General features: G+C 39.5%; 13 protein-coding genes and 1 pseudogene. 10 read left to right on the top strand and 4 right to left on the bottom strand.

What is annotated here, in order from left to right:
• Window positions 1–9: 9 nt before the first annotated feature.
• From ACXAC4_RS15015 to ACXAC4_RS14985, 7 genes and pseudogenes are all read left to right on the top strand, one after another.
• A complete protein-coding gene (locus ACXAC4_RS15015; RefSeq protein ID WP_475162999.1) occupies window positions 10–1,218 on the top strand; it encodes an argininosuccinate synthase in 1,209 nt (402 codons plus the stop codon).
• Window positions 1,219–1,241: 23 nt separating this feature from the next.
• Window positions 1,242–2,606, top strand: a pseudogene (gene argH / locus ACXAC4_RS15010) (argininosuccinate lyase); the annotation flags it as partial.
• Between the two features lie 302 nt (window positions 2,607–2,908).
• A complete protein-coding gene (locus ACXAC4_RS15005) occupies window positions 2,909–3,088 on the top strand; it encodes a hypothetical protein (protein WP_349285051.1) in 180 nt (59 codons plus the stop codon).
• Window positions 3,089–3,315: 227 nt separating this feature from the next.
• Window positions 3,316–3,651, top strand: coding sequence for a hypothetical protein (locus ACXAC4_RS15000; RefSeq protein ID WP_475162996.1), 336 nt, complete (start codon window positions 3,316–3,318; stop codon window positions 3,649–3,651).
• 281 nt (window positions 3,652–3,932) lie between these two features.
• On the top strand, window positions 3,933–4,427 hold the full coding sequence (locus tag ACXAC4_RS14995) for a hypothetical protein (RefSeq protein ID WP_475162991.1): 495 nt from the start codon (window positions 3,933–3,935) through the stop codon (window positions 4,425–4,427).
• Between the two features lie 3 nt (window positions 4,428–4,430).
• On the top strand, window positions 4,431–5,054 hold the full coding sequence (locus ACXAC4_RS14990; RefSeq protein ID WP_475162989.1) for a hypothetical protein: 624 nt from the start codon (window positions 4,431–4,433) through the stop codon (window positions 5,052–5,054).
• Window positions 5,051–5,644 carry a hypothetical protein gene (locus ACXAC4_RS14985; protein ID WP_475162986.1) on the top strand — a complete coding sequence of 198 codons (594 nt, stop codon included), beginning with the start codon at window positions 5,051–5,053 and terminating at the stop codon, window positions 5,642–5,644. The genes ACXAC4_RS14990 and ACXAC4_RS14985 overlap by 4 nt, the downstream gene beginning before the upstream one ends.
• Here the strand turns inward: ACXAC4_RS14985 and ACXAC4_RS14980 are convergent, their stop codons facing one another.
• The gene (locus ACXAC4_RS14980) at window positions 5,645–7,009 is read right to left on the bottom strand and encodes a capsule assembly Wzi family protein (RefSeq protein WP_475162983.1); all 1,365 of its coding nucleotides are present in this window, start codon (window positions 7,007–7,009) and stop codon (window positions 5,645–5,647) included.
• The gene (gene coaD / locus ACXAC4_RS14975; RefSeq protein WP_475162980.1) at window positions 7,006–7,488 is read right to left on the bottom strand and encodes a pantetheine-phosphate adenylyltransferase; all 483 of its coding nucleotides are present in this window, start codon (window positions 7,486–7,488) and stop codon (window positions 7,006–7,008) included. The genes ACXAC4_RS14980 and coaD overlap by 4 nt, the downstream gene beginning before the upstream one ends.
• A gap of 251 nt (window positions 7,489–7,739) precedes the next feature.
• Here coaD and ACXAC4_RS14970 point away from each other — a divergent pair, with 251 nt between their 5' ends.
• Both ACXAC4_RS14970 and thiI read left to right on the top strand, forming a co-directional pair.
• On the top strand, window positions 7,740–8,396 hold the full coding sequence (locus tag ACXAC4_RS14970) for a TetR/AcrR family transcriptional regulator (protein WP_390448484.1): 657 nt from the start codon (window positions 7,740–7,742) through the stop codon (window positions 8,394–8,396).
• Between the two features lie 97 nt (window positions 8,397–8,493).
• Window positions 8,494–9,951 carry a tRNA uracil 4-sulfurtransferase ThiI gene (gene thiI, locus ACXAC4_RS14965; protein WP_475162975.1) on the top strand — a complete coding sequence of 486 codons (1,458 nt, stop codon included), beginning with the start codon at window positions 8,494–8,496 and terminating at the stop codon, window positions 9,949–9,951.
• A 50-nt stretch (window positions 9,952–10,001) separates the two neighbouring features.
• Here the strand turns inward: thiI and ACXAC4_RS14960 are convergent, their stop codons facing one another.
• On the bottom strand, window positions 10,002–10,907 hold the full coding sequence (locus ACXAC4_RS14960; protein ID WP_475162972.1) for a ketopantoate reductase family protein: 906 nt from the start codon (window positions 10,905–10,907) through the stop codon (window positions 10,002–10,004).
• Window positions 10,900–11,250, bottom strand: a complete 351-nt coding sequence (locus ACXAC4_RS14955; protein ID WP_349285043.1) for a VanZ family protein — start codon at window positions 11,248–11,250, stop codon at window positions 10,900–10,902. Before ACXAC4_RS14955 ends, ACXAC4_RS14960 begins: the two co-directional genes overlap by 8 nt.
• A 176-nt stretch (window positions 11,251–11,426) precedes the next feature.
• Here ACXAC4_RS14955 and ACXAC4_RS14950 point away from each other — a divergent pair, with 176 nt between their 5' ends.
• Window positions 11,427–11,909 carry a YajQ family cyclic di-GMP-binding protein gene (locus tag ACXAC4_RS14950; protein ID WP_058031068.1) on the top strand — a complete coding sequence of 161 codons (483 nt, stop codon included), beginning with the start codon at window positions 11,427–11,429 and terminating at the stop codon, window positions 11,907–11,909.
• Window positions 11,910–11,962 lie beyond the last annotated feature (53 nt).

Raw genomic sequence — 11,962 nt, 5'->3', positions numbered from 1 at the left:
GGTAAAGTAATGAGCGAAATCAAAAAGGTTGTATTGGCATATTCTGGTGGTCTCGATACGTCAGCAATTGTTCCTTGGCTAAAAGAAAACTATGACTGTGAAGTTGTCGCCTTTGTTGCCGATGTAGGTCAGGGCGATGAAGAGCTAGTAGGTGTTGAGGAGAAAGCTTTAGCATCGGGTGCATCAGAGTGTCACATCGTAGATCTTAAAGAAGAAATGGTGAGTGACTATATTTACCCAACACTGAAAACAGGCGCAATCTACGAAGGCACTTACTTACTAGGCACGTCTATGGCACGTCCTATCATTGCTAAAGCACAGGTTGAAGTGGCTCGCAAAGTAGGTGCTGATGCGTTAGCTCACGGGTGTACGGGTAAAGGTAACGACCAAGTCCGTTTTGAATCTTGTTTCTCGGCATTAGCTCCAGATCTAAAAGTGATCGCGCCTTGGCGTGAGTGGGATTTATCAAGCCGTGAGTCATTACTTGATTACCTTGCAGAGCGTAATATCCCATGTGCTGCTTCTGCGACAAAAATTTACAGTCGTGATGCCAATGCTTGGCATATTTCGCACGAAGGTGGTGAATTAGAAGATCCTTGGAACCAGCCAAGCGACCAAGTATGGACTTGGACAACAGCGCCAGAGCAAGCGCCAGATAAACCAGAGTTTGTTGCTGTATCAGTAGAAAAGGGTCAAATCGTTGCGGTTAACGGTGAGCGTTATAGCCCATATAAATGTTTAATGGAGTTAAATAAACTAGCAGCGCCACATGGTGTAGGTCGAGTTGATATTCTTGAAAACCGTCTGGTGGGCATGAAGTCTCGTGGTTGTTATGAAACGCCAGGTGGCACAGTCATGATGGCTGCACTGCAAGCAATCGATGAGTTAGTGCTAGATAAAGCAAGTCGTAAATGGAAAGAGGCACTCTCTTCTGAGTTTGCACATTTAGTGTATGACGGTCGTTGGTTCACGCCGTTAAAAGACTCAGTGCTAGCCGGAGCTGAAGCGTTAAGTGAAGTTGCAACAGGTGAAGTGATCTTAAAAATGTATAAAGGCCAAGTGGCTGCCGTACAAAAGCAATCGGTAAATAGCTTATATAGTGAAGATTTTGCCACATTTGGTGAAGATGATGTGTACGACCAGTCGCATGCTGAAGGGTTTATTCGCCTGTTCTCATTGTCGAGCAGAATTGCCGCATTAAACGCAAAGGCTAAATAAGAGTTAAGTTCGGAGATTTCAGCATGGCACTATGGGGCGGCCGTTTTTCATCAGGACCTGATGAGGCTTTTAAACAATTTAATGATTCTTTGCCGTTTGATTACCAAATGGCGGAGCAAGACATTATCGGCTCAATCGCTTGGGCCGGTGCACTTCAACAAGTAAAGGTGTTAAGTGCACAAGAGCATACTGAGCTGGTTGCAGCTTTGAATGAGCTATTAAGTGAAGTACAACAAGATCTATCAGCAGTGGCGAGCGCTGGGTATGAGGACATCCATTCGTATGTTGAAGCTAAGCTGATAGACAAAGTAGGCGATTTGGCGAAAAAACTACACACGGGCCGCAGTCGCAACGATCAGGTTGCGACTGACTTTCGTCTTTGGAGTCGAAGTACAGCCGAACAAATTGTTGAAGCCATTCAAGCGTTAAAAGCTGAATTCGTCGCCCTTGCTGAACGTGAACTAGGCACGATTTTACCTGGTTATACGCATTTGCAGCGAGCGCAGCCGGTATTATTTAGCCATTGGTGTATGGCTTACGTTGAAATGCTTGAGCGTGATGAGTCTCGTTTAAACGATGCCATTAATAGACTAAATGTCAGCCCACTGGGCAGTGGTGCGTTAGCAGGCACAGCTTACCCGATTGATAGAGAAGCTTTGGCTCACAATCTTGGCTTTAGACATGCCAGTCGCAACAGCTTAGATGCAGTGTCAGATAGAGATTTTGTAGTTGAGCTTTTAAGTTGCGCAAGTATTTCTATGATGCATTTATCGCGTTTCGCAGAAGATTTGATATTCTATAACTCAGGTGAAGCTAGTTTTATTGAGTTGGCAGATAATGTGACTTCGGGTTCGTCGTTAATGCCGCAAAAGAAAAACCCAGATGCGCTGGAGTTAATTCGTGGCAAAACGGGCCGTGTCTTTGGTGCTTTTAGCGCCATGATGATGACACTAAAAGCATTACCGCTTGCGTACAATAAAGATATGCAAGAAGACAAAGAAGGTTTGTTTGATGCTATGCCGACTTGGCTTGCCTGTATTCATATGGCACAAGCCTGCATTAAGGGCATCAAGGTAAATGGTGAAGCAACATTACAGGCAGCGAAAGGCGGCCATGCTAATGCTACTGAGCTTGCTGACTACCTAGTTGCTAAAGGCATTCCATTTAGAGAAGGCCACCATATCGTTGGGCAGCTTGTTCAGCATGCAATTGATAAAGGTCAGAATCTAGAAGATTTATCGCTTGATGAATTTCAAACTGTTTGCTCCGTAATTACACAAGATGTTTATCCTGTATTAGAGATAGATGCTTGTATTGCCGCACGGCAAGCGCTTGGTGGCACATCGTTGCCACAAGTGGAACAAGCAATTAAATATGCTAAACAGCAGGCAAAATCTAAGTAGTAATAAAGATTAAGTGGCTTGTAGAGTTTATTTCTTGGCATGTTAAGCCAATACTTTTTGAATCAAGCCACTACTCGTTTATTTGAGTAAAGCTTTAAATTATTAATTAAGCACCATTTTTATATCAAACTGGTGCTTTTTTGTTACTTGTGAACATAAAACCAGCATTTAAGCAAGTTAAGTGTAATGTGGTGTAATATTGGATCGATCATTGCTAAATAACTTTTAACAATAAATAAACGTCACTTTTATGACTCTCTGTTTCACAGCGTAAATAAGGAAACATTATGTTAAAGGTAATTAAAACTTTAGTATCAAAACAACGTTCGGCTCAAAGCACTAGCCAAATCAATTCGCTTTCTGGTAAGGTAATTAAATCTGAAAAGTTTTTAGAGCAAATTACTGGTGCTCGAGGTGGTGGTCTTGTCGATAAAGATTATCGCCCAAAAGATAAAAAAGCTGATTAATTGCTTCAACTAACTCTCGTGGTGGATATATTCTTAACTCAATAAGCTTAGGCTTACACTTTGACACAATAATTCTAATAGGTATGGTTTTGGCTTTTTTGCTGAACTTATTCTTTTTTGTGTCTGGAATTAGTAAAAATATATCCCTCCTTTTAGCTTCCTTTCTAATGGCTGCGTCATACTTCACAAGTAATCATTTTATAAATTTATCTGCTGATAGAATGTATATGTATATCTCATGGATAGTATATGACATAGTCACTATAGGTATGATCTTATTTGCCCATAAGCTTTGGAAGCAAAAACTTTGTATTGCTGTTAAATATGTAATTTTTGGCCTTTCATTAAACGCTTTATTATGCTTGTTTATACATATTGATCTTCGGGTACTCTGGAACTCTGAGCCTTGGTGGTTCTGGTATTTCTATACATTAGCGATTAATACGATCGATGTGATCATGGTTGCAGCACTCATACTAGATCGAGACTTTTTAGGTATGAAATTTTTGAAAAACAAAATCTCAATCTATTTCTCTAAGAAGAAAAAAACACTTTCAACTTAATATACCATAATGGGTAATACAAAAAGAGATTACTTCTCCCGTTCAAGCTGTCTAGCCAATCAGACTGTCGTTGTAATAATATGCACTCGTTGTAATGAAAGGCTTGTATCGATAAGTAATAAAGTTTAACTTGTCTAATTGCAGTTAAATGGGCTTTATAGTTCCTTTGCGCCTTTTTCTATAGAGTTTATTACTTCGGGTTATGTATTACTGTGGTTACCCTTTTTTCCTCTGCTATCTTTTCTAGTTTTCTAGCCAACTTTGTCATTTGGAGCTTCTTAATGACGACCTTATTAAATTTTGTGAGGATGTCTGGCTGGCAATTCAAGAATATAGATAAAGCAAAATTAAAAGAACCATTACAGTTATCAACTATCATGTTCTTATCTTATTTTATTGGTAGTGTGATTGATTACTTCGTAAATTTGAAAGAGCTAATCTCTTATCTTTACCCCAATACTTACTTCCTTTTACTTGATATTTTAACTGTATTATTTATTTATAACTGTGTGAATACGCGTTCTGAGCAAGGCAAGATATGCAAAACTTATTTGCTTGTAGGCTTGTTGTGTAATTCACTACTTTTTCTAGTTATTCAAATAGAAGTATTTTTGGTCTTTGAGGGATTAAAATCTTACCAGCCATGGTGGCTTTGGTATGTTTTTGCAGTAGGGGTTAATACATTCGATGCCATGATGATTTTAGTCTTGTTATTACATAAAGATTTTCTCAAGCTCCACTTTCTTTTCAATCAATTTCAACTCCGCAATGAGTAACAGGTGGTTATGGATAATTACGGGATAATCTATTTTGGGGTGGAAATGGATTGGGACCTTTTCACCAGGTTTCTATACAAGCACCTTGTAACTTGGTTATTTTTTTTAGTCATGCTGGCTAGCTATGTAAGAACATCCAATATACATGCAAGTCAAAATGAAAAAATTGTACAAAAAGAAGTGCTTAAGCTATCTGTTGTAATGTTCATCTCTTATGCCTTAATGATACCAATAGAACTCTTAGTTACCTTGTTCGACTTTTCTTCGCGTTACTTCCCTTATACTGTTTATCTTTTTCTAGATATATTCACCATTCTGCTGATATGTTTTTTGATGAATACCCAAAGTAACAAAGCATTACTATGCAAACGCTATATTGTCTTTTGTTTATCGTGTAACTCTGTTTTATTCCTCTTAGTACAAATCGATTTAATTCTGATGTATGAAGACTTTAAACCTTTCAAAGCTTGGTGGTTTTGGGATGTATTTACGATAGGTATAAATTTTTTTGATGCAGTGATGATTCTGGTGCTCTTGAGTTATAGGGATATATTACTTTTACATAAGTTCGAGTCACAATTTTTAGCAAGGAGAAATAAAAAGCTTAGAGTTGGTGAATTAAAATGATAGAAGTTTTGTATCTTTTTGGTGAAATATTGTACTTTGAGCCAATAGTGCAGTTTTTATATGGACATACTACAACGTTTATCTTTTTTATGGTGCTGCTGGTGAACTTTGTTAGAACCTCCAGAGGAAACAGCTACCCTCTAAAAAAACAGCAAGCACATGAAATTTTGATTTTATCGCTTGTTATGTCTGTGTCATACGCGATTCCCATGCCATTCGATTACATATATTGGCTCTCCGAGGTACGTTCAGTTTACATGCCTAATACACCCTATATGGTGCTGGATATTCTAACAATTCTATTTATTTACAGTTTTGTAAAAATAGAAACCAATTTGGGGGAATTGTGTCGTTTTTATTTAACGGTTGCACTTGGAGTGAACGCTTCTTTATTTTTCTTATTACAGCTTGATCTTTTACTTATACATGAGGGGTTGAAGGAGAGTGGCTTTTGGTGGTTTTGGACTGTATTTAGCTATGGGATAAATGGCTCAGACCTTATCATGGTCCTAGTTTTAGTTGTACAAAAAGATTTTTTAGGTTGGTACAAGCTAAGCGAAAAAATTAAGGGCGCTTATACGCGCCCTTAATTAAAATTGAATTTCCCAGCTTGCTGAGACTGCTGTGTGAGTCTCAGAGTCTTTGGGTAGTTTATCTTTCCAAACACTCAAGCCCAGTTTTCCTAAGCCTTTTAATACGCCTTGCTGATAGCCTACTTCGAGTAAGCTTCTATCTAAATCTAAAGAATCAAAATTTAACTGCTTTAATTTAGCATACCCGCCGAAACCAGCCAGACGGTAATAATCAATACCTAGAGTGACGCTTTTAGCTTGCGGTCCCATGGCCGCACCTAGCCATTGCTCGCGTTGCATGTAATCAGCCCCTTTATTTGATGTAGCAAAATTACATTGGAAACTGGCTTGCTCTGCTTGGCAATTCAGTTCTGTATCACTTAATTCAATAAAGCCTTTTGCTCGATAGGTTATATCTGCAAGGTGACCCTCAATACCAAGGGTATAGCTGCTATTGCTAGGTAATAACCCGGCGTCATTTTCACCAGCTATCTCAGCATAGACAGCAAAAGGTAAACCTTGAAAAGTGTCCGAGTATTTCGCATCTAAACTTGTTAGACGCTGCTTGCTTCTAAGCTCGGGGTTTTGTGGATCTTCTTTATAAATAAAGTCACTTGATGTTGAGCTAAACGCAATCTCTAATCCAGATAATGGCATGCTAGATAAGCGAACGCCCCAAAAATCACCTTCTTTCTTTGTGGCTAATGTTGGCTTTTGCTTGGCTGCGATAGCAGTGACTTGCCAAGGGCCGATAAATGATAAAAATGATGGGCCTTGGTAGTCGGTATTGGCTCTACTCAGTCTAAACGCTTTCATAGGGGCCGCGTTATTGCTAAGCAGTAAAGCTTGCTCATTACCTGGGCCCCACCAATAGTTCAATTGCTCGATACTAGCTGACCAGTTATCTAGCAATATCGCGACATGACTACCATAATGATTGATGTACTTACCATCGATGGCATCATCCGTATAGTTGACTTGCACTTTAGCGCTAACGTCCTCACTGATTATCTGACCAAACGTTTGAACACCAGACTTTGCGCCTTTGCGCTCGCCAAACCCTTCTCTTAATTCTGGGTCTTGGTTGTAGAAAGCGCGAATACTGGAGCGGCGTTTTTGCTTCGCATTAGATAAAGCATGCTTGATATGCGCAATCGCGAACTTTGCCGACTCAGGTACTTCATTCATATTAACAGCAGCCAAGTCTTGCACTATACCTCGCCATAATAAAGGGTATTGATTGACTGGTCGTTGAATTAAGTTGTGACTGACAAGTAAGTCGATAGAATGCTTAAGCTGCGCTTGTTCAGCTTCTATCCAGGGACTAGAGATAGCTGAGAAGCTACTTAGGCCGACTGCTAGGGTTAATAGTTTTAACTTCATCCGTGTAATTTTTCCATTAAGGCCTTGGCAACAATAGGATCGACAAACTCGGTTACATCACCATGATGTAAAGCCACTTCTTTAACGAGCGTTGAGGAGATGAATGAGTTTCTTTCTGAAGGCGTTAAAAATACGCTTTCAAGATCAGGGTTAAGTCGGCGGTTCATATTCGCCAATTGAAACTCGTAGTCAAAATCCGAGACTGCGCGAATGCCGCGAATTAATACTTGGGCATTTTGTTGTTTAGCTAAATCGACTAATAGTCCAGAAAAACCGATGACTTTAACGTTTTTGTATTCACTCAACACCTGTTCAGCGAGTTCAACGCGCTCATCTAAGTTAAAGCAAGGCTTTTTACTCGGGTTATTGGCAATGGCCAATAACACCACGTCAAACATTTTAGCTGCACGCTTAATTAAATCTGCGTGACCATTGGTGAGTGGGTCAAAAGTGCCAGGATATAGCGCGGTAACTTTCATAACAGTTCAGTAAGAATAAAATTTCCGTAATGTTATCAAGCTTTGCAGCAAATATCACTGGTCTGCTTAGCAACTTGTTGCTTATAACTAAGCCGTTTTAATGGTATTTTCAGTATGGATATAATTTTTATGGAACTGTTTTTTTTTTGGGTAATGTCACATAATTTATGTCTTATGACAGAATCAAATAAGTAATTAAAGCAGAATTTAGTTATTATATTCATCATTATTAGCGTGTCTGAGAGCAGGATATGAATACCAAGGAAAAAATTATTCGTACCAGTATTGCCTTATTTAACCTTCATGGAGAGCGAGCGATCACTACCAATCATATCGCTTCAAACTTAGGTATAAGTCCCGGCAATTTGTATTATCACTTTAAAAATAAAGAAGACATTATCCGTAATATCTTCACTCTGTATCGAGAGCATTTAAGTACCCACTTTAAACCACTCGACACATCTCACGAGCCACTAGAACAATTAACACAGTATTTAGATTCATTGTTTGAACTTATGTGGCGTTATCATTTCTTCTATGACAACCTAACTGACATTCTTGCGAAGGACAGTGAGTTAAAAAGGCAATACATAGAATTTCAAGCCGATTTGTTTAATCAAGTGCGCTCAGTAGTGATCGGATTACGCAGTGCTGGCGTAATAGAAATCACAGATGAGGATGCATCTGAGTTTGCGCACATGTTAAAGATGACGGTGAGCTTCTGGACACCTTACGTTAAAGCGCGTCGTATGACAGGGGTATTAGAGCAACAAGATATCTATAATGGCATTGTCAAAGTATTGGTTTTAGTCAAACCATATTGCACTGATTTGAGTTTTAAGAAAATTAGCGACCTGCAAAAGCAATATCAGCAATTGGCTGATGAGGCTTTACCGAGTATTGCCTAATCAACCAATATTGTTTATTTCCTCATCGCATAGAAATTTGTTATAATCGCGCGCCCGACTGACGCGGCGCGCATTCGCCCACCTTAAGAGTGTTTCTATGCTTAAATTTATCGTAAAACTGCACCCTGAAATCGCGATCAAGAGTAAATCTGTTCGTAAACGCTTTACCAAGTTACTTGAGAAAAACATCAAGATGATTTTACTTCGTCGAGATGAAAAAGTTCGCGTAAAAAATAACTGGGATAACATTGCAGTTGAAACGGATATCAGCGATGCACAAACCCGTGAATGGTTCATTGATAACCTAAAACGCGTACCAGGTATTGTGCAGTTTATCGAAGTACAAGAAACACCTTTTGAAACCATTGACGATATTTACCAGCGTACTCTAGAACTTGCGAGTCACACTATCGAAGGGAAGACCTTTTGTGTGCGTGTGAAGCGTAATGGTAACCATGACTTTACTTCAAGCGATGTAGAGCGTTATGTAGGTGGTGGCCTTAATCAAAATGTTGAAGGCGCAAAAGTTAAGCTGAGCAAGCCTGATGTAACAGTTAAAATCGAAATCAAAAAAGACTTAGCCTATATTGTTACCCACACTCACTACGGCATTGGTGGTTTCCCTCTGCCGACGCAAGAAGATGTTCTTTCTCTTATCTCAGGCGGTTTTGACTCGGGTGTAGCTACCTACCAAATGATGCGTAAAGGTGCGCGTACTCACTTCTTATTCTTTAATCTTGGTGGTGCTGCCCACGAAATCGGCGTGAAACAAGTTAGTCATTATCTTTGGAAGCAATTTAGCTCTACTCACAAGGTTAAGTTTATTACGGTAGACTTTGAACCTGTGGTAGCCGAGATTTTAGAAAATGTAGAAAACGGTCAAATGGGTGTTGTACTTAAGCGTATGATGATGCGTGCAGGCGCTGCGGTAGCTGAAAAAGTAAATGCTCACGCGTTAATTACAGGTGAAAGTGTTGGTCAGGTATCTAGTCAAACACTGGCTAACTTAAGTGTGATAGACCGTGTAACTGAAACACTTATCTTACGCCCGCTTATTCAGCACGATAAAGCTGACATTATCAAGATTGCACGTGAGATTGGTACAGTAGAAATGGCAGAATCTATGCCTGAATACTGTGGTGTTATTTCACAAAAGCCGACTGTTAAAGCGAAAATGTCAAAGATCTTGGAAGAAGAAGCCAAGTTCGACTTTGATGTTTTAGATACTGTGATCAAAAACGCGACTGTAAAAGACATTCGCGAAATCGAAGAAGAAGCGAAAGAAGAAGTTAAAGAGGCTGAAACTGTTAGTGAGCTTCCTGAAAATGCAGTAGTACTTGATATTCGTTCGCCAGAAGAAGAGGACGCAAATCCACTTGAGCTTGATGGGGTAGAAGTAGAGCATATTCCATTCTTTAGATTAGCGACTAAGTTTGGTGATCTGCCTCAAGATAAAGAATATTACTTATATTGTGCCCGTGGGGTAATGAGCCAGCTACAAGCACTTATTTTGCATGAAAATGGTTACATGAATGTAAAAGTGTACCGTCCATAGCAAGTATTTTTAGTTGTCAGAAAAGCCGAGTATAACTCGGCTTTTTGCTATCAGCTTGTTTGTTCTAAACGATTGATTTGTTCAAGCATGGTTCGGTTATAAGGCGCATCCAGCCCGAGTTTTTTCGCCTCACCAACGATATAGCCACAGATTGCCTCAATTTCAGTTTTACGCCCTAATTTTAAATCTTGTGCCATTGATGAGTTATTACTGCGAGTTTGTCGCATAACGGTATACGCACTGTTGAGCGCTCGAGCTAATGCGATATCAACTCCTAATTTATCGGCAATAAAACAGGCTTCATTTAATAAGTTCATCACTTGTGTGGCGTAATTCGGTTTGAGTAATTGCCCATTTTGAACTTGATGCAAAGCGGTGAGTGGATTAATGGCAATATTAACCATCAGCTTTTGCCAGCGCAGCAATGTAATGTCGTTATGAATGGCGCTGGCGGAAATACTTTCAGCAAATACTGCTTCATAAAAAGTATCAATGTTATTTTCAGCTTCGGTATTACAAGCACCTAAATAGGTAGCACCAATACCTGTTTGAACCACTGTTTTGCTCGACGCTTTAAGTGCTCCGCGTGAGGTACTCATAAAGTATAGGCTTTGATTCTTACTGAGTTGCGACGTGATCTCAGCCAAATCGGTAATACCATTGTGACTGATAATTACCTTTGCTTCTGGCGTTAGAAGAGGCTGAATGACATTGAAAGCATCAACGAGTTGGTACGCTTTAACGCAGATAAAGCAAATTGAGATGGGATCTTGTGAGGTTAAACTTGTGATATCAACTATGTTGGCAGTGATTGGAGTGACGGTTTCGCCTTCTTGATAATAAAAAGTGTTGTTTTTTTTATGTCGAGTCACTAGCGTGATTTGATGGTGTTGGCTTAAATGAAACGCAAAGCTTAAACCAACAGCACCAGCACCTAAAACATGAATGCTAGCCATGCTTACGAACTCGCCATTCTCGCCATGCGAAATAACTTAAATAGTAGCTGGCAGCACCTGCTACATCAGCAACAAAATCACCAACAGAAGCTTGCCTATGAGGCAGGGTATCTTGCATGTATTCAATACCAATTCCGTAAGCGGTTAGTAAACAAAGCTGAAGCCAGATAGGAATGCGAATGGCGTGATGCATAATAAAGGCAAGCACAAAAAAAATACCAAAATGTGCAATTTTATCAGCGTGCTCAAATCGAATGCCTGAATGCTGGATCTCTTTAGCAAATAAAACAGTACAAATACTTAAAGTGAGTAGTAATAAAATTTGGTAAATACGCCGAGTCACAAAACTTCCTATATCTCTATGCAGGCAAAGTAGAGCCAGTATATCACCGAAAAATGGATGGTGGGTGAATATACGAAAGTGCTCTGTAAATAGATGTTATCAGGCGAGATAAATTTATTCACCGAGTCGGTTTTTGCTTGTTATAATCAGGCCATAATATGATTAGGAGATAGATAATGCCATCATTTGACATTGTGTCTGAAATTGAAATGACAGAAGCGAAGAACGCGGTAGATAATGCGAACCGTGAACTTGAAACCCGTTATGACTTCCGTGGTGTTGATGCATCAATTGAGTTAGTAAACGAAACGATCAACCTGAAAGCTGAAGCTGAGCAGCAAGTGATGCAGTTGTTCGATATCATTGCAGCGAAAGCGTCAAAGCGTGGCTTAGATGTTTCAAGCCTTGAGCTGAAAGATATTGAGCGCTCTGGTAAGTATGTGTCACGTAAAGTTGCCCTGAAGCAGGGTATCGATAAAGACATGGCGAAGAAAATCGTTAAGCTTATCAAAGACTCAAAAATCAAAGTGCAAGCTTCTATTCAAGGTGAAGAAGTGCGCGTAACAGGTAAGAAGCGTGACGATTTACAAGAAGTAATGCAGTTAATCCGCACTGGTGAACTAGGTCAGCCTTTCCAGTTTAAGAATTTCCGCGACTAGGTACTTCTATAACTGGCTATAACTAAGAGTATTTATAGCCAGTTACAATTATT

This window comes from Pseudoalteromonas sp. AWM4_233, assembly GCF_056158285.1.
This window is presented reverse-complemented; position numbering and strand designations above follow the sequence as displayed.